Raw genomic sequence first — 20,212 nt, 5'->3', positions numbered from 1 at the left:
GCCGGCGCTAGACGAACAGGAGTGCTCGGTTGAAGAAACTGGGATTGACCCGATCCCGCGGCCGCAAGCCGCAGAGCCAGCCTAGAAACAAGGCCGGGAAAGAGCAGTCGCGGCGGCGTCTTCGCCGTCGGCTGTCCGGCGGCCTGCTGCTGATGATCGCGCTGACCATCGCCGGCGGACTGGCCGCGGTGCTGACCCCAACTCCCCAGGTCGCCGTCGCCGACGAGTCCAACTCGGCGCTGCTGCGCAACGGCAAGCAGCTGTTCGACACCTCCTGCGTGTCCTGCCACGGCGCCAACCTGCAGGGCGTGCCCGACCACGGGCCCAGCCTGATCGGCGTCGGCGAGGCCGCCGTCTACTTCCAGGTGTCCAGCGGCCGCATGCCGGCGATGCGCGGCGAGGCCCAGGCCCCGCGCAAGGAGCCGATCTTCGACGAGGCCCAGACCGACGCGCTCGGGGCATACGTGCAGGCCAACGGTGGCGGCCCGACCGTGGTGCGCAACCCCGACGGCAGCATCTCGATGCGATCGCTGCGCGGCGACGACCTGGGCCGCGGCGGGGACCTGTTCCGGCTCAACTGCGCCTCGTGCCACAACTTCACCGGTAAGGGCGGCGCGCTGTCGTCGGGCAAGTTCGCGCCCGACCTGGGTGAGGCCAATGAACAGCAGATCCTGACCGCGATGCTGACCGGCCCGCAGAACATGCCGAAATTCGCCGACCGCCAGCTGTCCTTCGAGGCCAAGAAGGACATCATCGGCTACGTCAAGAGCGTCACCGAGGAGCGTTCGCCGGGCGGCTACGGCCTCGGCGGCTTCGGACCCGCGCCCGAGGGCATGGCGGCGTGGATCATCGGGATGGTCGCGGCCATCGCGTTGGCACTGTGGATTGGGGCGCGAGCATGAGCGAAGCCGGTAAAGGGCCAGAGCCGGACGAGGCCGCACTGGCCGCGATGTCCAACCAGGAACTGCTCGAGCTGGGCGGCGAGATTGACGGCGTCGAGACCGTCTTCAAGGAGCCGCGCTGGCCGGTCGAGGGCACCAAGGCCGAGAAGCGTGCCGAGCGCGGCGTGGCCCTGTGGCTTTTGCTGGGCGGTGGCTTCGGGCTGGCCCTGCTGCTGATCTTCTTGTTCTGGCCGTGGGAGTACAAGTCGAACGAACAGGCGGGTAACTTCGCGTACTCGCTGGCCACGCCGCTGTATGGCTTCACCTTCGGGATGTCCGTTCTGTCGATCGCAGTGGGTGCCATCCTCTACCAGAAACGCTTTATCCCGGAAGAGATTTCGATTCAGGACCGCCATGACGGCGCGTCGCGCGACATCGACCGCAAGACGGTAGTGGCCAACCTGACCGACGCATACCAGACGTCGACGATCGGGCGCCGCAAGCTGATCGGGGCGTCGTTCGGCCTGGGCATGGGCGCGTTCGGCCTGGGCACCCTGGTGGCGTTTGCCGGCGGCCTGATCAAGAACCCCTGGAAGCCGGTCGTGCCCACCGCCGACGGGCTGAAGGCGGTGCTGTGGACGTCGGGCTGGACCCCGCGCTTCCACGGCGAGACCATCTATCTGGCGCGCTCGACCGGAGCCACCAGCGGGGCGCCGTTCGTCAAGATGCGCCCCGAGGACATGGACGCCGGCGGCATGGAGACCGTGTTCCCGTGGCGGGAGTCCGACGGCGACGGCACCACCGTGGAGTCCCACGAGAAGCTGAACGAAATCAAGATGGGTGTCCGTAATCCGGTGATGCTCATCCGTATTCGGCCCACCGACATGCCTCGGATGGTCAAACGCCAGGGCCAGGAGAGCTTCAACTTCGGCGAGTTCTTCGCCTATACCAAGGTCTGCTCGCACCTGGGCTGCCCGTCGTCGCTGTACGAGCAGCAGTCGTACCGAATCCTGTGCCCCTGCCACCAGTCGCAGTTCGACGCATTGCATTTCGCGAAGCCGATTTTCGGGCCGGCCGCGCGTGCGCTGGCGCAACTGCCGATCACCATCGACTCCAACGGGTATCTGGTTGCCAACGGTGACTTCATCGAACCCGTCGGTCCGGCATTCTGGGAGAGGACGACAACATGAGTCCGAAACTGAGTCCCCCGAAGATCGGTGACGTCCTGGCCAGCCAGGGCGAGGACATCGACAGCCGGTATCACCCGTCGGCGGCGGTCCGCAGACAGCTCAACAAGGTCTTCCCGACGCATTGGTCGTTCCTGCTCGGTGAGATCGCGATGTACAGCTTCTTCGTGCTGCTGATCACCGGCGTGTACCTGACGCTGTTCTTCGACCCGTCGATGGTCGACGTCACCTACAACGGCGTCTACCAGCCGCTGCGCGGCGTCGAGATGTCGCGGGCCTACCAGTCGGCCCTCGATATCTCCTTCGAGGTCCGCGGCGGCCTGTTCGTCCGCCAGATCCACCACTGGGCGGCGTTGATGTTCTCCGCGTCGATCATGGTGCACCTGGCGCGCATCTTCTTCACGGGCGCGTTCCGGCGGCCGCGCGAGGCGAACTGGGTGATCGGCTCGCTGCTGCTGATCCTGTCCATGTTCGAGGGCTACTTCGGCTACTCGCTGCCCGACGACCTGCTGTCCGGTATCGGCCTGCGGGCCGCGCTCTCGTCGATCACGCTGGGCATGCCGGTGATCGGGACCTGGCTGCACTGGGCACTATTCGGCGGTGACTTCCCCGGAACCATCCTGATTCCCCGGATGTATGCACTACACATTCTGTTGATTCCGGGCATCATCCTGGCGCTGATCGGGATGCACCTGGCCATGGTGTGGTTCCAGAAGCACACCCAGTTCCCCGGCCCGGGACGCACCGAGCACAACGTCGTCGGCGTGCGCGTGATGCCGATCTTCGCGGTCAAGTCCGGCGCATTCTTCGCCGCCATCGTCGGTGTGCTGGGCCTGATGGGCGGCCTGCTGCAGATCAACCCGATCTGGAACCTGGGTCCCTACAAGCCATCTCAGGTGTCGGCGGGCTCGCAGCCCGACTTCTACATGATGTGGACGGAGGGCTTGGCCCGTATCTGGCCGCCGTGGGAGTTCTACTTCTGGCACCACACCATTCCCGCCGTGGTCTGGGTCGCAATTCTCATGGGCGTGGTTTTCGGCCTGCTGGTCGTCTACCCGTTCCTGGAGAAGCGGTTCAGCGGCGACAAGGCCCACCACAACCTGCTGCAGCGGCCGCGCGACGTCCCGGTGCGCACCTCGATCGGGGCGATGGCGATCGCCTTCTACATGCTGCTGACGCTGTGCGCGATGAACGACATCATCGCGTTCACGTTCCACATCTCGCTGAACGCGACGACGTGGATCGGGCGCATCGGCATGGTGATCCTGCCGCCGTTCATCTTCTTCATCACCTATCGGTGGTGCGTTGGGCTGCAACGCAGCGACCGCGCGCTGCTCGAGCACGGCGTCGAGACCGGCATCATCAAGCGGCTGCCGCACGGTGCCTACATCGAGCTGCACCAGCCGCTCGGCCCGGTCGACGATCACGGCCACCCGCTCCCGCTGGAGTACCAGGGGGCGCCGGTGCCCAACAAGATGAACAAGCTGGGCTCGGCCGGTACGCCGGGCAGCGGCAGCTTCTTGTTCGCCGATCCGCCGTCCGAGGATGCGGCGTTGCGCGAGGCGGCCCACGCCTCCGAGCAACGCGCGCTGACCGCGCTGCGGGAACGCCAGGACACCAACGGCTCGACGAACGGCGAGCACTAGCCGGCGTCAGCTGGCGGTGCGCTGCTGTTCGGCGGCCCGCAGGATCGAGCCCGCGGTCGTAAACGTGGACTTCTCGCGGTCGGCGGGAGCCACCGGCAGGTTGGCCGCGCAGCGCAGCACCATCATCGCGAGCGGACTGTAGGTCGCGTACGGGATGACCAGCAGGTTGACGTGAGCATCTCCGCCGCTGATGGTCATTATGTGGTGGCGCTTCTGTTCCCATCCCGGCCAATTGATGTCGGGCGGTCGTTGGAGCGGTTGCCAATTGACGTTGATCGACGTGATGTCTCCCAGCCTGGGAGTCAGGGCTGCGACCAGGTCCGGCAACTCGTTGGTGATGCGGTCCGCGCGGGGCCACCACGCGCCGTCGATGACGCGGCCAAGCTCACGAGCCAACGACACCCGGACGGGATTGGGTCGGCCCCGACCGCCGAACGGACGGGTCATCGCGGATGTCGCTGGCCCGCGATGGTGACGGCTACCCGACTCACGGGCGGTTCCCTTCGCTATCGGCATCGCCCGCACGGCTGCGGGGCGGCGGAGTAGGTGTCATCCGCGCCGATGGGGGTGTGCACCCGCTGACAACGAAAACAAAACTCACGCGTGACGCTACGCCACCGGTAGGCCGGTACGAGCCGCCTATCGGTAACGCACGTCGGTAACGCACGCGGATCGCGGTATTCCACGTAGTCTTAGGGCAACGGAAGTGGGGATGGCCAAATGATGGCGATACAAGACTGGACCGACGCACCCGAGATTCATCCCTCCAAGATTCGGGTCGGTGACATCATCGGCACGATGCTCCCCACCACTCAGCGCTACACGGTCAAAATGATCGGCGCCCCGCAGAAAAGCCCGGGCAGATGGACCTTTTTCTGCCGTGACGACGGCGGCCTGCAGCACACCAGCACGTTCCGGGAGCACGAGTTGGTCCGCAGGTACGCCAAGGCGTCGTGACGGCGGCGGGCGCCAGCGGGCCCTGGCTCAGCTCGCGGCGACCTCGCGGCGTAGCTGCCGCACAAAGAGCCATTCGACCGCCGGCATCGCCGCGGTGACGGCCCCGGCCAGCCCGTAGCCGACCCAGGACGGGCCGTCATGCCCGACGGCCATCGAGTAGGTCGCGGCGGCAACGGCGATCAGCGCGATGCCCATCGTGCCGGTCAAGACGACGGTGCCGCGCAGCCAGATTCGGTCCACGGCCTCACCGGACCACTCCCCGGCCGCCCCGGCTGCCTGGGCACGCTGCGGACGCACCCGCTCGACCACGGTGCGGGTGGCGGACTGCCGGGTCGGTGCACGTCCCTGCAGGGCCGTCGAGCGGACCACCGGAGGTTCGGCCTTGGTCATCCGGCGGGCCCGCAGCAGCACCGGGACGGCCCCGGCGATGATCAACGCGGACACGATGATGACGGCGTACAACACCCACGGCGTGCTGTGCGTGTTGGTGGCCGCGCTGTGGAAGCCCCGGCCCAGGTCGGCCAGCGCGACGGCAGCGGCGACGCTGACGCCCAGCAGCAGCAGCCAGATCGCGGCGCACGCGCCCAGCAGGAGTCGATCGATGACATCCGGCGGCACGGTGTCGGACCCGCGTCGATACGCGGAGTATCTGCTGACCATCAGCAACTCGTCTGCGGTTGGTCGGTGTTGTTCGACGACAGCACCGTCCCGTCGCTGGTGGTGATCGAGCAATTGAGCCTGCTGACCCGGAAAAGACTGGACGCCTGGACGGAGCCGACGTCGGATTGCGAGATCGGAGTGACCGTCATCGACCAGGGGATGTACACGTTGTGCTGGGTGCGTGAGCGGCCGGATGCGTCGACGTAGGTCACCGAGATGATGTCGCCCGGCGCTTTGGTGCCGGTCACCGAATAGGTGACCTGGCGTGGACCGGCCGGTGTCGTCGGCGGCGGTGGCGGCGGAGGCGGGGCCGCGGTTGCCGACGTGCTGGCCGGCGGCGCGGTGGTCGGTGCGGGTGGCGGCGGCGGCGGAGGAGGCGGTGGCGTCACCGTCACAGTCTGGGTCTCCGTAGCTGTCGGGGGCGGCGGCGGCGGTTCGGTGGTGGGCGGCGGGGGTGGCGGCTTGGTCGTGGTGATTTCGTCCTGCACCGGCGCGGTGGACGAGGTGCTGGTGCCCGGGTTGGCAAGTTGATTGGTATCGGTGCGCGCGAACAGCAGTGACACCGAGACCACCAGCGCGATCGCGGCCACGATGGCGGCCACGCCGACCACCCACGGCCAGCGTGGGGTGCCGTCGTCGTCATCGTCGTCGTCGGATGAGTCGTCGTAGCTCTCGTAGTCGTAGAGCCCCAGATCGGCCGGCACATACGGGCCGCTGAGGAAATGCTCGGACTCCGGGGCCGAGTACGCACGCGAATATGCGTCCGTCTCGCCGGTCCGGTCTGCCGCCGGTATTGCGCCGCTGTCGCCGAAGGGTTCGAGTTCCCGACCGGCCTGCAATTCGTCGTCGTGCTCGTCGAATTCGTCGCCGGGCTCGCTGCCGGAATTCGGTTCGTGCTCGAGCTCACTGGCGGAATCGGATTCGTCGGGTTCCCATCCCGGGGGTTTCGGCCCGCTCATGTCTACCTGCCCTGCCCAACTGCATCACCTGCGCACGGGGCTTCAGGGGTACCTCGTGTCGCGCTCGCTCGAGAGATTCTCATGTGCCTGCGCAAACCCTACCGAACCGAGTAGCGCAAAGAAGTCTTGGCAAACGGGCGACGGCTCAACTGATGCCCGGATTGTTACCTTTGAGACGCAAATCAGTGCTTCTCGGGGCCCACGTAGTACTCAAAGACCAATCCGGCGGCCGAAGAAAGGATGAACACAACACCGGCAACGATCAGCCAGGGCAACCACAGCGCGATACCGACCGCGGCCACCGAGCCCGACAACGCGAGCAGCAGGGGCCACCAGCTGTGCGGGGCGAAGAATCCCAATTCCCCTGCACCGTCGCTGATTTCAGCGCCCTCGTAGTCCTCGGGCCGGGTGTCGAGGCGACGGGCCACGAACCGGAAGAAGGTGGCGGTGATCAACGCCAAACCGCCGGTCAGCGCCAACGCGGTGGTGCCGGCCCACTCCTCGCCGCCGGTGGCGTACAGCGCGGTCAGCACGCCGTAGAGCACCGCGCAGAAGACGAAGAACGCGGCGCAGAATTCGAACAGCCTCGCTTCGATGTGCATTGCGTCTCCTAACCTACTGGTTGGGTCAGTTCGCCGCGGCGAGTGTCAAACGGATGAGTGGTCACCGCTAACGGAGACTGGGCGATCGCCTGCAACGCTTGGGCGTTCGTCTTTCCGTCGACCCGTTGCTGCAAATAAGCCTTGAAGTCGTTGGGCTCAACGACTCGGACCTCGAAGTTCATCATCGAGTGATACGTGCCGCACATCTCCGCGCAGTGGCCGACAAACGCCCCGGTCTTGGTGATCTCTTCGACCTGGAACACGTTGACCGAGTTGTTTTGCTTGGGATACGCCATCACGTCGCGCTTGAAGAGGAATTCCGGCACCCAGAAAGCGTGGATGACATCGGCTGAATTCAGTACGAATTCGATGCGCTTGCCAGCCGGCAGCACCAGCACCGGAATTTCTTGGGGGGTGCCAAGGGTTTCGACCTTGTCGAAGTTCAGGTAGGTCCGGTCCTCGGTGTTGATCCCGTGCACCGGCCCGACGCGCTCCTCGCCGTGCTCGTCCTTGCCCTCGGGCTTGGAGACCATCGCCTTCTTGCGGGCCTCATCCGCGCCGTCGTAGCTCAGCGTGCCGTCCTTGAAGTTGACGCGCTGATAGCCGAACTTCCAATTCCACTGGAAGGCCGTGACGTCGATCACAACCTCGGGGTTCTTGTCCAGGTGCAGCATCCGCTCCTGCACCACGACGGTGAAGTAGAAGAGCACCGAGATGATCAGGAATGGCGTCACCGTCAGCACCAGCTCGAGCGGCATGTTGTAGCCGAACTGGCGGGGCAGTTCGGTGTCCGTTGCCTTCTTCCGGTGGAACGCCGCCGACCAGAAGATCAGGCCCCACACGATGACCCCGACGACCAGCGAAGCGATCACCGCGCCGATCCACAGCTCCCGGTTCAGGTGGGCCTGCGGCGTGATGCCCTCGGGCCAGCCCAGAGCAAACACCGTCTGCCAGCTACATCCGCTGAGGGTGACCGCCAGTAGTCCCAGCGTCCCCGCCAGCGCCAGCGGTCGAAGACGACGGGAAAGACCCCTGGGTGCGTCTGGCGAACGGCGCTGAAATATGGCCTGCGACAAACGCTGCGAACGGAACTGCCCGCCGGGTGTCACGTTGGCGCCTCCTGCTCGAATGTCGAATACTACGCAGCGTAGACCACGCCGCTCAGCCCGGCGACTAAACCCCGACGGGTCGGCCGCCGCGTCGTCGCGACCGGCCCGGTGCGGCGCCCCCAAGCATCGCCGAAGTGCGGCATACTGGGGCGCCGTGTGTGGACTGCTGGCCTTTGTCGCCGACCCGGGCGGCGTCGAGACGGACGCGGCCCGGGCGGACGGCGCGATCGCCCGCTCGTTGCGCCTGATGCGGCACCGCGGGCCCGACGAGCCCGGCGGGTTGTTCGACCCGGACGCCGACGGCGCGGTGGTGTTCGGCTTCAACCGGCTGTCCTTCATCGACATCGCGCATTCGCATCAGCCGCTGCGCTGGGGTCCGCCCGAGGCGCCGGACCGCTACGTCCTGGTGTTCAACGGCGAGATCTACAACTACCTCGAGCTGCGCGACGAACTGACCGCCCAGCACGGCGCCGCGTTCGCCACCGACGGTGACGGCGAGGCCATCGTCGCCGGCTACCACCACTGGGGCGCCGAGGTGTTGACGCGGCTGCGCGGCATGTTCGCCTTCGCACTGTGGGACACCGTCACCCGCGAATTGTTCTGCGCCCGTGACCCTTTCGGTATCAAGCCGCTGTTCATGGCGACCGGCGCCGGCGGCACGGCGGTGGCCAGCGAGAAGAAATGCCTGCTCGATCTCGTCGATCTGGTGGGGTTCGACACCGCGATCGACACCCGGGCCATCCAGCACTACACGGTGCTGCAGTACGTGCCCGAGCCCGAGACGCTGCACCGCGGGGTGCGCCGGCTTGAATCGGGCTGCTACGCCCGCATCCGGCCCGGGTCACCGCCGCAGGTCACCCGGTATTTCGTGCCGCGGTTCGCCGCGGTGCCGTTGACCCGCGACACCGAGCAGGCCCGCTATGACGAGATCACCGCGGTGCTCGAGGACTCGGTGGCCAAGCACATGCGGGCCGACGTGACCGTCGGCGCGTTCCTGTCCGGCGGCATCGACTCCACCGCGATCGCGGCGCTGGCGATCCGGCACAACCCCCGGCTGATCACGTTCACCACCGGATTCGAGCGCGAGGGATTCTCCGAGATCGACGTCGCGGTGGCCTCGGCCGAGGCGATCGGTGCCCGCCACATCGCCAAGGTGGTCAGCGCGGGCGAGTTCGTCGCCGCCCTGCCCGAGATCGTCTGGTACCTCGACGAGCCGGTTGCCGACCCCGCGCTGGTCCCGCTGTTCTTCGTCGCCCGCGAGGCCCGCAAGCACGTCAAGGTGGTGCTCTCCGGCGAGGGTGCCGACGAGCTCTTCGGCGGCTACACGATCTACCGAGAGCCGTTGTCGCTGAAGCCCTTTGGCTATTTGCCGCGGCCGCTACGACGTTCCATGGGCAAGGTCTCCAAGCCACTTCCGGAGGGCATGCGGGGCAAGAGCCTGCTGCATCGTGGTTCGCTGACCCTTGAGGAGCGCTACTACGGCAACGCCCGCAGCTTCTCGGATGCGCAGCTGCGCGACGTGCTGGCCGGGTTCCGCGCGGAGTGGACGCATACCGATGTGACGGCTCCGGTGTACGCCGAATCGACGGGCTGGGATCCGGTGGCCCGGATGCAGCATGTCGACCTGTTCACCTGGCTGCGCGGCGACATTCTGGTCAAGGCCGACAAGATGACGATGGCCAACTCGCTGGAGCTTCGGGTGCCGTTCCTGGATCCGGAGGTGTTCGCCGTCGCGTCCCGGCTACCCGTCGAGGCGAAGATCACCCGCACGACCACGAAATACGCGCTGCGCCGGGCGTTGGAACCCATCGTCCCCGCCCACGTGCTGCACCGGCCCAAGCTCGGATTCCCGGTGCCCATCCGGCATTGGCTGCGCGCCGGCGAATTGCTGGAATGGGCCTACGCGATGGTGGACGCCTCGCAGGCCGGCCACCTCGTCGACACCGCCGCCGTCCGCCGGATGCTCGACGAACACCGAAGCGGCGTCAGCGATCACAGCCGCCGGCTATGGACGGTGCTGATCTTCATGCTGTGGCACGCGATCTTCGTCGAGCACACTGTGGTGCCCCAGATCAGCGAACCGGTGTACCCCGTGCAGCTCTAGCGTGTGGTTCGGTCGAGTGTGAAACGTGGGCGCCATAGGTGCACACTCGCCGCCGTGGGTTCACACTCAAGGCGCCGGCTAGGCATTTGCCCGGCTAGGCGAGCACCGCGGCGATCTCGGCGGCGGCCTCGTCGCCGTAGGCATCCGCCAGCCGGGTCTTGGCGACATCGCTGTCCCAGGTCCACTCCTGGGTCCCGGTCGACTCCAGCACCAGCACCGCCACCAGCGAGCCCAGCTGGGCCGCACGCTCCAGGCTCAGCCCGGCGCTTCGCCCGGTGAGGAAGCCGGCCCGGAACGCGTCGCCGACACCGGTGGGGTCGGTCTGGCTGAGCTCGGGCACCACGTCGACGTGGACGGTGGTGCCGTCACGGTCGACGATGTCGACACCCTTGGCGCCCAGCGTCGTCACCCGCAGGCCGACCTTCTGCTGCACGTCGGCTTCCGACCAGCCGGTCTTTGACTGGATCAGTTCCCACTCGTAGTCGTTGCTGAACAGGTACTCCGCGCCGTCGACGAGCTTGTCGATCTCCTCACCGGACAGACGGGGCAACTGCTGGGACGGGTCGGCGGCGAAGGGCAGGCCGAGCTTGCGGGCCTCTTCGGTGTGCACGACCATCGCCTCGGGGTCGTTCGCCCCGATGATCACCAGGTCGGGCTTGCCGAGCGAGGACACCAGGTCGGCGAGCTTGATGTTGCGGGCCTCCGACATGGCGCCCGGGTAGAACGACGCGATCTGGGCCATGTCCTCGTCGGTGGTGCAGGTGAACCGGGCGGTGTGCGCGGTCTTGGAGATCAGCACGTTTTCGCAGTTGACGCCGTGGCGCTCCAGCCATTCGCGGTATTCGCCGAAGTCGTCGCCGGCCGCGCCGATTAGCGCGACGTCACCGCCGAGCACGCCGATGGCGAAGGCGATGTTGCCCGCCACGCCGCCACGATGAATCACCAGGTCGTCGACCAGGAAGCTGAGCGAAACCTTCTGCAGATGCTCGGCCAGCAGGTGCTCGGAAAACCGGCCGGGAAAACGCATCAGATTATCGGTCGCAATCGAACCGGTCACCGCGATCGTCACGAAATCTCCATCCTTCATTGGTAAGCGCGTCCAGCCTACCCACGCGTTTCGACCGCCCGGCAGACACCGCCAGCGTCCGCAGTCCGCGAAAGGGCGTGCGCTAGCCTCCCTAGGGAACTCACTCAAGTCGCCGGGACCGAATACTCGGGCGGTACCCGCTCGAGGTCGGTGTCTACCACCGTAGGAGAACCACCATGGGCGGTCCGCACTCGCCGAACCACGGTGTCGGCGGCGACGGACCCGTGCCCTACACCGAGCCGGTCGACTTCCCGCACGACCTGCCGGTCGGCGACACGGCCTTCGCGCCCAGGCCGGGCAACGAACCTCCGCCGGGCGCCTACCTCGGCCCGACGCCGCCACCGGGCTATCCGAAGCGGCGCTCGCCGCGACGCATGATCATCGGGGTGCTGGCGGCCGTCGCACTCGTCGCCGCGATGACGGCAGCGATCGTGTACGGCGTCCGTACCAACGGTGCGAACACCGGGGCCGCATTCTCCGAAGCCTCGGCCAAAACCGCGATTCAGGGCTACCTGGACGCGCTGGAGAACCGCAACACCGACGAGATCGCCCGCAACGCGCTATGCGGCCTCTACGACGGCGTGAAGGACCGTAGGTCCGACCAGGCGCTGGCCAAGTTGAGCAGCGACGCGTTCCGCAAGCAGTTTTCGCAGGTTCAGCTGACCTCGATCGACAAGATCGTGTATCTGTCGCAGTACCAGGCTCAGGTGCTGTTCACGATGCAGGTATCGCCTGCCGTGGGCGGCCCGATGCGCGGTCAGGTCCAGGGCGTCGCGCAGCTGCTATTCCAGCGCGGCGACATCTTGGTGTGCTCGTACGTGCTGCGTACCGGCGGCTCGTACTAGCCCTCGCGGGTCAGTTGAAGGAGTCCCCGCAGGCGCAGGAGCCGGTGGCGTTGGGGTTGTCGATCGTGAAGCCCTGCTTCTCGATGGTGTCGACGAAGTCGATCGACGCGCCTTCGATGTAGGGCGCGCTCATCCGGTCCACCGTCAGCTTCACGCCGCCGAAGTCGGCGACCAGGTCACCGTCCAGCGTCCGGTCGTCGAAGAACAGGTTGTAACGCAGCCCCGCGCACCCGCCGGGCTGGACCGCGATCCGCAGCGCCAGGTCGTCGCGGCCTTCCTGGTCCAGCAGGGACTTCGCCTTGATCGCGGCGGCCTCGGTGAGGATGGCGCCGTGAGTCTTGGCGGTCGTCTCGTTTTCCACCGTCATTAGTTCTCCTACATGCCTGTTGTTGGGTGGGTGCCCGGGCACCCGAACCACGCGGGGTAAACCCACTGCCTCAACGGTACCTTGCAGGACCGCTATTCCCGAGTCGTGCCGCCACCTGTGACGCTAATCCCATCAGCTGATTTGCCGCGTCGGCCAGCGCCAATCCCACCGAACCGGCGTACTCGGCCATGGACAGCGCGGACATGATGCCCGCCGTGCGCACCGCGGTTTTCTCCAGGCCGACCTGCCCGGCCAGCACGATCACCGGAATTCCCAGCGGGCCGGCCGCGGCCGCGAGCTGCCCGACCACCTTCCCGTGCAGGGACTGCTCGTCGAACTTGCCCTCACCGGTGACGATCAGCTCGGCGATGTCGAGGTCATCGGCCAAATGGGTGTGCTCGGCGATGATCGCCGCACCGGACTCGCAGCGGCCCCCGAGCGCGAGCAGGCCCGCGCCGATACCACCGGCCGCGGCCGCCCCGGGCTCGGAGCTGACGTCGCGCCCGGCCACCGCTTCCAGTTGCAGCGCCCACGCCTCGAGGCGAACTTCCAGCGCCGCGACGGTCACCGTGTCCGCGCCCTTCTGCGGCCCGAACACCCGGGCCGCGCCCCAGGGTCCCACCAGCGGATATTCGGTGTCCGAGGCGGCGATCAGCTCGACGTCGGCCAGTTGGTGCCGGGCGACTTCCAGGCCGCCCAGCTCGGCGATCATGCCTTGCCCACCGTCGGTGCACGCGCTGCCGCCCAGCCCCACCACGATTCGCCTCGACCCGGCCCGCAGCGCTTCGGCGATCAGCTGTCCGACTCCCCTGCTGTGCGCCGCCAGCGCGGTCTCCGGGTCGGCCGGCCGGCCGAGCAGTCCCAGGCCGCAGGCCTGGGCAATTTCCAGGTAGGCGGTCGCCGTCTCCGGATCCCAGACCCACTCCGCACAAACCACCGTGTCCAGCGGCCCGGCGACTTCCACGCGCCGCTTCTCTCCGAACCGATTGGCCAGCACCTCGATGAAACCCGGGCCGCCATCGGACTGCGGGGCGACGATGAACTGGTCGCCCGGGCGGGACCGACCCCAGCCGGTCGCGATGGCGGCGGCAGCCTCTAGCGCCGAAAGACTGTCGCCGTAACAATCCGGGGCCACCAACACCCGCATAGCCGGCAATTGCAAACGACCCGGAGAAAGACCAGTGGCAACATCGTCCGAGGCCATCGAGCCGTTATCCATCACCCGTAGCCGTTCATCACTGTTAAGGGTAGGTCTAAGTAACGTGCAACCGCAGAGCTATCGCGATGCCTGGCGGGGCCATGCACCGAACCCGGCCGGTCGCGAAGTAACCTGGCGGTTGTGAAGTTGTTGGGCCGTAAGAAAACCCATGCGGAAGTCCCGGATGGGGACCTCGTGACACCGGCTGCGTCCGACGCGGCCTTGGACGCGGCGTCTCGCGCGGCACGCAGAACCGACCCCAAGGGCCGGCCCACCCCCAAGCGCGAAGCTGCCCGGCGCAACGCGAAGAAGGGTCCCGTCGCCCCAGCACCCATGACCGCCGCAGAGGCTCGGGCCCGCCGCAAATCGCTGGCGGGCCCCAAGCTCAGCCGCGAGGAGCGCAAGGCCGAGCGCACCGCGGGCCGGGCCCGGATGACGGATCGCCGGGAACGCATGATGGCCGGCGACGAGGCGTACCTGCTGCCGCGCGACCAGGGTCCGATCCGCCGCTACGTGCGCGACGTGGTCGATTCCCGACGCAACGTGCTCGGCTTGTTCATGCCGTCGACGCTGTTGCTGCTGTTCGTCATGTTCGGCGTTCCGCAGCTGCAGCTCTACATTTCTCCCGCGATGCTGGTGATCACCACGATCATGGGCATCGACGGCCTGATCCTGGGCCGCAAGGTCGCCAAACTGGTCGACGCCAAGTTCCCGACCAACACCGAAAGCCATTGGAAAATAGGCCTTTACGCTGCAGGCCGGGCTACCCAGATGCGCCGGATGCGGGCGCCCCGGCCCCAAGTCGAGCGCGGCGCCAGTGTCGACTAACCGTTGCCGGAAAGCTTCCTGACCCCAGTGCGCACCCTGGTGCTCGGCGGGATCAGGTCGGGCAAATCCGAGTGGGCCGAGGAGGCCATCACCACGTCGCTGCCACCCGGGCGGCCGGTCCGATACCTGGCCTCCGGGCCGGGCGGCCAGGACGACGCGGACTGGGCACACCGAATCGCGAAACACCGCGATCGTCGGCCCGCGCACTGGTCTACAGTCGAAACCCAGGACATCACAACCGAATTGCGCCAATCCCCGGATACCCCGACCCTCGTCGACGACCTGGGCACCTGGCTGACCGGCACGCTAGATCGCCACCAGGCATGGGAGAACGGATCGGTGGCCGCCCCGGTCGACGAGCTGGTCGGCGCCGTCGGCGCGTTTGAATCCACGCTGGTGCTCGTCAGTCCCGAGGTCGGGTTGACGGTGGTGCCCGCGACCGCATCCGGCCGCCGGTTCGCCGACGAACTGGGCACCCTCAACCAACGCGTCGCGGCACTGTGCGAGCGGGTGGTGTTGGTGGTGGCCGGCCAGCCGGTATCGATCAAACCGTCAGGGAAATAATGGAATTCGCGCCGATCTCGTCGCCCGACGCGGCCGCCGCCGCGGCCGCCCGCGCGCGCCAGGACACCCTGACCAAGCCGCGCGGCGCGCTGGGCCGTCTCGAGGACCTGTCCGTCTGGATCGCGTCGTGCCAGGGGCATTGCCCGCCAAGCCAATTCGAGCGTGCCCGGGTGGTGGTCTTCGCCGGCGACCACGGCGTCGCCAAATCCGGGGTATCCGCGTACCCACCGGAAGTGACCGCCCAGATGGTCGCCAACATCGACGCCGGTGGCGCGGCGATCAACACGCTGGCCGCGATCGCGGACGCGACGGTGCGCATCGCCGACTTGGCGGTGGACGCCGAGCCGCTCTCGGAGCAGATCGGCGCCCACAAGGTGCGCCGCGCCAGCGGCGACATCGCCGTGCAGGACGCGCTGACCGACGAGGAAACGGCCGGCGCGATCGCGGCGGGCCAGCGCATCGCCGACGAAGAGGTCGACGCGGGCGCCGACCTGCTGATCGCCGGCGACCTGGGCATCGGAAACACCACCGCGGCGGCGGTTCTGGTCGCGGCGCTGACGAACGCCGAGCCGGTCGCGGTGGTCGGCTTCGGATCCGGCATCGACGATGCCGGATGGGCCCGCAAGACGGCCGCGGTCCGCGATGCGTTGTTCCGGACGCGACCGGTGTTGCCCGACCCGGTCGCATTGCTGCGCAGCTGTGGCGGCGCGGATCTGGCCGCAATCGCCGGCTTTTGCGCACAAGCCGCGGTGCGGCGCACCCCGCTGCTGCTCGACGGCATGGCCGTGACGGCCGCCGCCCTGGTCGCCGAACGCCTGGCACCGGGCGCGCGGCAGTGGTGGCAGGCCGGCCACCGATCCACCGAGCCGGGTCATGCGCTGGCCCTGACCGCGCTCGAGCTGGACCCGATCCTGGACCTGCGGATGCGGCTGGGCGAGGGCAGCGGCGCGACGCTGGCTCTGCCGGTGCTACGCGCCGCGGTGGCCACCCTGTCGTCGATGGCGACATTCAGCGAGGCCGGTGTCTCCCGGCCCGACGGCACCTTGCCTTCGCCGTGATTCGTTCGCTGGCAACAGCTTTCGTGTTCACAACGGTGTTACCCGTACCGAGCGGCGCCCCGATGGGCCGCGGCGCCATGACCGCGCTGCCGGTGGTCGGCGCCGCCCTGGGAGCACTGGCCGCGGGTATCACCTGGGGCGGCTCGCTGGCCTTCGGTGCGTCCAGCCCGCTGCCGGGATTGCTCGCGGTGGCAGCACTCTTGCTCGCCACCCGCGGGCTGCACATCGACGGCGTCGCCGATACCGCCGACGGGCTGGGCTGCTACGGGTCACCGCCGCGCGCACTGGCGGTGATGCGCGACGGGTCGACCGGACCCTTCGGCGTCGCGGCCGTCGTGCTGGTGATCGTGTTGCAGGGCTTGGCATTTTCGGCGCTTGCCACCACCTGGCAGCACGGGCTAGCCGCGATCGTCGTCGCGGTCGCTGCCGGCCGGGTGAGCGCCGTGCTGGCCTGCCGCCGCTCGGTGCCGGCGGCCGACGGTAGCGCCCTGGGCGTCCAGGTCGCCGGCAGTCAACCCGTCGGCGTCGTGGCCGGCTGGGTTGTGGTGCTGCTCGGGGTTTCGCTGCTGGCGGGTCCGCGACCGTGGCAGGGACCGGCCGCGGTGGTGTTGGCGTTGTGCTGCGGCGCGCTGCTGGTCGGACATTGCGTGCGCCGCTTCGGCGGCATCAGCGGCGACGTGCTGGGCGCCGCAATCGAACTGACCACGACGGTCAGCGCCGTCACACTCGCGGCATTGGTCCGCTGCTAGCCGAGCCGGTACATCCAGCCGTGCGTGTCGGCGAAGCTCCCCCGCTGAATGCGGGTCAGCGTGTCGCGCAGCGCCATCGTCACTTCACCCGGCTCGCCGTCGCCTATGGTGAATTCGCTGTCGGCGTACTTCACCCGCCCGACCGGCGTGATGACAGCCGCAGTGCCGCAGGCGAATACCTCGGTGATCTCCCCCGCGGCCGCCTTCTTCTGCCATTCGTCGATATCGATCTTGCGCTCTTCGACCGTGAATCCGGCATCAATTGCCAACTGCAGCAACGAATCCCGCGTTATGCCGGGCAACAGCGAGCCGGACAGCTCCGGGGTGACCAGCCGCGAGGTGCCGCCGCTGCCGAACACGAAGAAGAGGTTCATGCCGCCCATCTCTTCGACGAAGCGCCGTTCGACGGCATCGAGCCAAACCACTTGGTCGCAACCGTTTTCCGCGGCCTCGGCCTGAGCCACCAGCGAAGCGGCATAGTTGCCGCCGAACTTGGCCGCACCGGTACCGCCGGGGCAGGCCCGCACGTAATCCGTTGACACCCAGACGTCGACGGGGTTGATGCCGTTTTTGAAATACGCGCCGGCCGGTGAACCGATCAGCAGGTACCGGTAGTGCTTGGCCGGCCGTACTCCCAGTCCCGGCTCCGTCGCAAAGATGAACGGCCGCAGATACAGCGCCTCTTCGCCGCCCGCCTTGGGCACCCATTCGTTGTCGACAGCGATCAGCTGGCGCAGGGACGCGAGGAAGAGCTCGTCGGGCAGCTCGGGGATCGCGATCCGCTTGGCCGACGCGCGCATCCGGGCGGCGTTGGCGTCCGGGCGAAATGACACGACCGACCCGTCGGCCCAGCGGTATGCCTTGAGCCCCTCGAACACTTCTTGCGCGTAGTGCAGCACGATCGCCGACGGATCCAGCTGGATCGGGCCGTACGGAATGACCTGAGCGTTGTGCCAGCCCTGACCCTCGTCGTAGTCGACCGAGACCATGTGGTCGGTGAAGAACTTGCCGAAACCGGGGTCGGCCAGGATGGAGTCGCGTTCGGCACCACTAGCGGGATTAGACGCGCGTTGAACGGTGAACTCGAGAAGGCCGCTCGTCATGCGCCGATTGTATATGCGCGTACCAACGGGTTTTTCCCGCGTGAAGCTGCGGCGGCTAGCGGGTTTTCAGCTCGACGAACGGCGGGCGTACTACTTCGCACTCCGCGGCGCGGCCGCGCACGTCGACGGTGACTTGCTGGCCGTCTTCGACCCCGGCGTCGGTGTCGATCAACGCTAGCGCGATACCGGCCTGCAACGTCGGTGAAAACGTCCCGGATGTGGTGAGCCCGACCGGTTTATCCCCGGCCAGCACCGTCAGCTCGGGCCGCAGCACACCGCGGCCCACCATCCGCAGACCCCGCAGCAGCCGGCGCGGTCCGGCCGACTTCTCTGCCAGCAGTGCGTCACGACCGAAGAACGCGTCCTTCTTCCAGCCGATCGCCCAGCCGCATCGGGCCTGCAGCGGCGAGATGTCGAGCGACAGCTCGTGCCCGTGCAGTGGGTAGCCCATCTCGGTGCGCAAGGTGTCACGGGCGCCCAGACCGGCAGGTTCGCCGCCCGCATTGGACACCGCGGTCACCAGCGCGTCGAACACCACCCCCGCGGTGTCCCAGGGCGGCAGCAGTTCGTAGCCGTGTTCGCCGGTGTAGCCGGTGCGGCAGACCCGCACCGGCACTCCCGAGAAGGAGGCGTCGGCGTAGGCCATGTAATCCATGTCGGCCGGCAGCCCCAATTCGGCCAGTACGTCGGTTGATCGCGGTCCCTGCACCGCCAGCACCGCATAGGAGCGGTGCTCGTTGGTGATCGTCAGGCCGACGGGCGCGGCGGCTTGCAACGCGTCGACCACCGCGGCCGTGTTGGCGGCATTGGGCACCAGAAAGATCTCGTCGTCGTCGACGTAATAGGCGATCAGGTCGTCGATGACGCCACCGGATTCGGTGCAGCACAACGTGTATTGCGCCTTGCCCGGCTCGATGCGGCCCAGGTCGTTGGTCAGTGCGGCGTTGACGAACTGCGCGGCACCCGGACCACGGATCAACGCCTTGCCGAGGTGGCTGACGTCGAACAGGCCCACCGCATTACGCGTCGCATTGTGCTCGCTGACGGTGCCCGCATACGACACCGGCATCAGCCAGCCACCGAACTCGGCGAAGCTGGCCCCCAATTCACGATGGCGGTCTTCCAGTGGTCCCTTGAGTAGCTCCGGCGCATCGCTCACGCCATCCGACCCTAATCGTCACCCCTGCCTGGCACACTTGGGTGGGTGTCCGATTCCCTGGACTTCGACGCGCTGGAGGCCGGCGGCGTCGCGAACGCGCGCGAACGGGCCGACCTGATCAAGTATCTGGACGACCTTGGCTTCTCGGTCGATGAGATGGTGGAAGCCGAACTCCGCGGCCGGCTGTTCGGCCTCGCCGGTGATGTTCTGTCCTGGTCAGGCCGCCCGATCTACACGTTGCAGACCGCGGCCTCCGAACTCGGGGTCGCCGCCGACGATGTCGCGCGCGCCTGGACCTTGCTCGGCCTGACCGTCGCCGGTCCCGATATTCCGGTGCTGAGCCAGGCCGACGTCGACGCCCTGGCAACCTGGCTCGCGCTCCAGACGGTAGTCGGCCAGGAAGGCGCCTTCGGCCTGCTGCGGGTGCTGGGCGCCGCAATGGCCCGGCTGGCTGAAGCCGAGGCGACGATGATCCGCGCCGGGACGCCGGACATCCAAATGACCCACACCCATGACGAGCTCGCCACCGCGCAGGCGTACCGCTCGGTCGCCGAGTTCATCCCGCGGCTCGGTGCATTGATCGACATCGTGCACCGCCACCATCTGATCAGCGCTCGAACGCACTTCGAGGGTGTCCTGCGCGACACGTCGTCGGCGGTGGTGTGCGGCGTGGGTTTCGCGGATCTGTCCGGCTTCACCGCGTTGACGCAGGCGCTGACGCCGGCGGAGTTGTCGCACATGCTCAACGAGTTCGCCGGCACCGTCTCCGACGTGGTGCACGCCGACGGCGGGCGGGTGGTGAAGTTCATCGGCGACGAGGTGATGTGGGTGAGTTCGGCGCCCGAGGCGCTGCTGCGGGCGGCCGTTGATCTCGTCGAGCATCCTTCGGCGCGCGAGGAGGGACTGCAGGTCCGCGCCGGCCTGGCGTGGGGCACGGTCGTGGCCATCAACGGCGACTACTTCGGCAACCCGGTCAACCTGGCCGCCCGGCTTGTGGCCGCAGCTGCGCCCGAGCAGATCCTGGCCACCTCCGAGCTGCATGACAAGTTGCCGGACTGTCCCGCGGTCGCCCAGGGCCCGTTGACGCTCAAGGGTTTTGAGGAACCGGTCACCGCCTTCGATCTGCACGCGGGGACGCTGCCGAGCTAA

The 20,212-nt window shown here is 67.7% G+C and carries 21 protein-coding genes; 11 read left to right on the top strand and 10 right to left on the bottom strand.

What is annotated here, in order from left to right:
* The first annotated feature begins 29 nt into the window (after positions 1 to 29).
* The 3 genes from LMQ14_RS10960 to LMQ14_RS10950 are packed head-to-tail and all read left to right on the top strand — an operon-like array spanning position 30 to position 3,714.
* Positions 30 to 902, top strand: a complete 873-nt coding sequence (locus LMQ14_RS10960; protein WP_267734760.1) for a cytochrome c — start codon at positions 30 to 32, stop codon at positions 900 to 902.
* On the top strand, positions 899 to 2,071 hold the full coding sequence (locus LMQ14_RS10955) for a ubiquinol-cytochrome c reductase iron-sulfur subunit (RefSeq protein WP_267734759.1): 1,173 nt from the start codon (positions 899 to 901) through the stop codon (positions 2,069 to 2,071). The genes LMQ14_RS10960 and LMQ14_RS10955 overlap by 4 nt, the downstream gene beginning before the upstream one ends.
* On the top strand, positions 2,068 to 3,714 hold the full coding sequence (locus LMQ14_RS10950) for a cytochrome b (protein ID WP_267734758.1): 1,647 nt from the start codon (positions 2,068 to 2,070) through the stop codon (positions 3,712 to 3,714). The genes LMQ14_RS10955 and LMQ14_RS10950 overlap by 4 nt, the downstream gene beginning before the upstream one ends.
* A 6-nt stretch (positions 3,715 to 3,720) precedes the next feature.
* On the opposite strand, the gene LMQ14_RS10945 is transcribed toward LMQ14_RS10950, so the two are convergent.
* Positions 3,721 to 4,161 carry a DUF5994 family protein gene (locus tag LMQ14_RS10945; protein WP_267734757.1) on the bottom strand — a complete coding sequence of 147 codons (441 nt, stop codon included), beginning with the start codon at positions 4,159 to 4,161 and terminating at the stop codon, positions 3,721 to 3,723.
* A gap of 276 nt (positions 4,162 to 4,437) precedes the next feature.
* Here LMQ14_RS10945 and LMQ14_RS10940 point away from each other — a divergent pair, with 276 nt between their 5' ends.
* The gene (locus LMQ14_RS10940) at positions 4,438 to 4,671 is read left to right on the top strand and encodes a hypothetical protein (RefSeq protein ID WP_267735445.1); all 234 of its coding nucleotides are present in this window, start codon (positions 4,438 to 4,440) and stop codon (positions 4,669 to 4,671) included.
* A 27-nt stretch (positions 4,672 to 4,698) separates the two neighbouring features.
* On the opposite strand, the gene LMQ14_RS10935 is transcribed toward LMQ14_RS10940, so the two are convergent.
* The 4 genes from LMQ14_RS10935 to LMQ14_RS10920 form a co-directional block, all read right to left on the bottom strand.
* Positions 4,699 to 5,331, bottom strand: coding sequence for a DUF2561 family protein (locus LMQ14_RS10935; protein WP_267734756.1), 633 nt, complete (start codon positions 5,329 to 5,331; stop codon positions 4,699 to 4,701).
* Positions 5,331 to 6,290 carry an MmpS family transport accessory protein gene (locus LMQ14_RS10930; protein ID WP_267734755.1) on the bottom strand — a complete coding sequence of 320 codons (960 nt, stop codon included), beginning with the start codon at positions 6,288 to 6,290 and terminating at the stop codon, positions 5,331 to 5,333. The genes LMQ14_RS10935 and LMQ14_RS10930 overlap by 1 nt, the downstream gene beginning before the upstream one ends.
* 182 nt (positions 6,291 to 6,472) lie before the next feature.
* Entirely contained in the window at positions 6,473 to 6,892 is a 420-nt protein-coding gene (locus LMQ14_RS10925; protein WP_267734754.1) for a cytochrome c oxidase subunit 4, read from the bottom strand.
* 8 nt (positions 6,893 to 6,900) lie between these two features.
* Positions 6,901 to 8,001, bottom strand: a complete 1,101-nt coding sequence (locus LMQ14_RS10920) for a cytochrome c oxidase subunit II (protein ID WP_267734753.1) — start codon at positions 7,999 to 8,001, stop codon at positions 6,901 to 6,903.
* 154 nt (positions 8,002 to 8,155) lie between these two features.
* Between LMQ14_RS10920 and asnB the strand changes: the two genes are divergently transcribed.
* Complete coding sequence (asnB, locus tag LMQ14_RS10915; protein WP_267734752.1) at positions 8,156 to 10,105, top strand: asparagine synthase (glutamine-hydrolyzing); 1,950 nt, start codon at positions 8,156 to 8,158, stop codon at positions 10,103 to 10,105.
* A 94-nt stretch (positions 10,106 to 10,199) separates the two neighbouring features.
* Here asnB and LMQ14_RS10910 read toward each other — a convergent pair whose 3' ends face one another.
* Complete coding sequence (locus tag LMQ14_RS10910) at positions 10,200 to 11,174, bottom strand: carbohydrate kinase family protein (protein ID WP_267734751.1); 975 nt, start codon at positions 11,172 to 11,174, stop codon at positions 10,200 to 10,202.
* A 194-nt stretch (positions 11,175 to 11,368) separates the two neighbouring features.
* Here LMQ14_RS10910 and LMQ14_RS10905 point away from each other — a divergent pair, with 194 nt between their 5' ends.
* Complete coding sequence (locus LMQ14_RS10905) at positions 11,369 to 12,037, top strand: hypothetical protein (protein ID WP_267734750.1); 669 nt, start codon at positions 11,369 to 11,371, stop codon at positions 12,035 to 12,037.
* A gap of 10 nt (positions 12,038 to 12,047) precedes the next feature.
* On the opposite strand, the gene LMQ14_RS10900 is transcribed toward LMQ14_RS10905, so the two are convergent.
* Complete coding sequence (locus tag LMQ14_RS10900; protein WP_267734749.1) at positions 12,048 to 12,404, bottom strand: iron-sulfur cluster assembly accessory protein; 357 nt, start codon at positions 12,402 to 12,404, stop codon at positions 12,048 to 12,050.
* Between the two features lie 70 nt (positions 12,405 to 12,474).
* On the bottom strand, positions 12,475 to 13,551 hold the full coding sequence (locus tag LMQ14_RS10895) for a glycerate kinase (RefSeq protein WP_267734748.1): 1,077 nt from the start codon (positions 13,549 to 13,551) through the stop codon (positions 12,475 to 12,477).
* 246 nt (positions 13,552 to 13,797) lie between these two features.
* Between LMQ14_RS10895 and LMQ14_RS10890 the strand changes: the two genes are divergently transcribed.
* From LMQ14_RS10890 to LMQ14_RS10875, 4 genes are read left to right on the top strand one after another with little or no spacing between them, the layout of a single operon-like run.
* Positions 13,798 to 14,430, top strand: coding sequence for a DUF3043 domain-containing protein (locus LMQ14_RS10890; RefSeq protein WP_267734747.1), 633 nt, complete (start codon positions 13,798 to 13,800; stop codon positions 14,428 to 14,430).
* 27 nt (positions 14,431 to 14,457) lie between these two features.
* Complete coding sequence (locus tag LMQ14_RS10885) at positions 14,458 to 14,994, top strand: bifunctional adenosylcobinamide kinase/adenosylcobinamide-phosphate guanylyltransferase (protein WP_267734746.1); 537 nt, start codon at positions 14,458 to 14,460, stop codon at positions 14,992 to 14,994.
* Positions 14,991 to 16,052 (top strand): nicotinate-nucleotide--dimethylbenzimidazole phosphoribosyltransferase, encoded by a 1,062-nt coding sequence (cobT, locus tag LMQ14_RS10880; RefSeq protein WP_267735444.1) that lies wholly within the window; start codon positions 14,991 to 14,993, stop codon positions 16,050 to 16,052. Before LMQ14_RS10885 ends, cobT begins: the two co-directional genes overlap by 4 nt.
* The gene (locus LMQ14_RS10875) at positions 16,049 to 16,801 is read left to right on the top strand and encodes an adenosylcobinamide-GDP ribazoletransferase (RefSeq protein ID WP_267734745.1); all 753 of its coding nucleotides are present in this window, start codon (positions 16,049 to 16,051) and stop codon (positions 16,799 to 16,801) included. Before cobT ends, LMQ14_RS10875 begins: the two co-directional genes overlap by 4 nt.
* Here LMQ14_RS10875 and LMQ14_RS10870 read toward each other — a convergent pair.
* Together LMQ14_RS10870 and gcvT are read right to left on the bottom strand one after the other, a co-directional pair.
* A complete protein-coding gene (locus tag LMQ14_RS10870) occupies positions 16,798 to 17,904 on the bottom strand; it encodes a branched-chain amino acid aminotransferase (protein WP_267734744.1) in 1,107 nt (368 codons plus the stop codon). The genes LMQ14_RS10875 and LMQ14_RS10870 overlap by 4 nt on opposite strands.
* A gap of 55 nt (positions 17,905 to 17,959) precedes the next feature.
* Positions 17,960 to 19,063 carry a glycine cleavage system aminomethyltransferase GcvT gene (gcvT, locus tag LMQ14_RS10865; protein ID WP_267734743.1) on the bottom strand — a complete coding sequence of 368 codons (1,104 nt, stop codon included), beginning with the start codon at positions 19,061 to 19,063 and terminating at the stop codon, positions 17,960 to 17,962.
* Positions 19,064 to 19,108: 45 nt separating this feature from the next.
* Here gcvT and LMQ14_RS10860 point away from each other — a divergent pair, with 45 nt between their 5' ends.
* A complete protein-coding gene (locus LMQ14_RS10860) occupies positions 19,109 to 20,212 on the top strand; it encodes an adenylate/guanylate cyclase domain-containing protein (protein WP_267734742.1) in 1,104 nt (367 codons plus the stop codon).

Source organism: Mycobacterium sp. Aquia_213 (genome assembly GCF_026625985.1).
In the GTDB taxonomy this organism is placed as follows: Bacteria; Actinomycetota; Actinomycetes; order Mycobacteriales; family Mycobacteriaceae; genus Mycobacterium.
Note: the sequence above shows the minus strand (reverse complement) of the source record. Positions and strands in the feature narration are given on the sequence as shown.

What these genes read in the sequence shown, in the direction of transcription:
- LMQ14_RS10870 (WP_267734744.1), bottom strand. Translation starts at nt 17,904, where the DNA reads ATGACGAGCGGCCTTCTCGAGTTCACCGTTCAACGCGCGTCTAATCCC.
- LMQ14_RS10930 (WP_267734755.1), bottom strand. Translation starts at nt 6,290, where the DNA reads ATGAGCGGGCCGAAACCCCCGGGATGGGAACCCGACGAATCCGATTCC.
- LMQ14_RS10955 (WP_267734759.1), top strand. Translation starts at nt 899, where the DNA reads ATGAGCGAAGCCGGTAAAGGGCCAGAGCCGGACGAGGCCGCACTGGCC.
- LMQ14_RS10940 (WP_267735445.1), top strand. Translation starts at nt 4,438, where the DNA reads ATGGCGATACAAGACTGGACCGACGCACCCGAGATTCATCCCTCCAAG.
- LMQ14_RS10905 (WP_267734750.1), top strand. Translation starts at nt 11,369, where the DNA reads ATGGGCGGTCCGCACTCGCCGAACCACGGTGTCGGCGGCGACGGACCC.
- LMQ14_RS10895 (WP_267734748.1), bottom strand. Translation starts at nt 13,551, where the DNA reads ATGCGGGTGTTGGTGGCCCCGGATTGTTACGGCGACAGTCTTTCGGCG.
- LMQ14_RS10950 (WP_267734758.1), top strand. Translation starts at nt 2,068, where the DNA reads ATGAGTCCGAAACTGAGTCCCCCGAAGATCGGTGACGTCCTGGCCAGC.
- LMQ14_RS10935 (WP_267734756.1), bottom strand. Translation starts at nt 5,331, where the DNA reads ATGGTCAGCAGATACTCCGCGTATCGACGCGGGTCCGACACCGTGCCG.
- LMQ14_RS10925 (WP_267734754.1), bottom strand. Translation starts at nt 6,892, where the DNA reads ATGCACATCGAAGCGAGGCTGTTCGAATTCTGCGCCGCGTTCTTCGTC.
- LMQ14_RS10900 (WP_267734749.1), bottom strand. Translation starts at nt 12,404, where the DNA reads ATGACGGTGGAAAACGAGACGACCGCCAAGACTCACGGCGCCATCCTC.
- LMQ14_RS10945 (WP_267734757.1), bottom strand. Translation starts at nt 4,161, where the DNA reads ATGACCCGTCCGTTCGGCGGTCGGGGCCGACCCAATCCCGTCCGGGTG.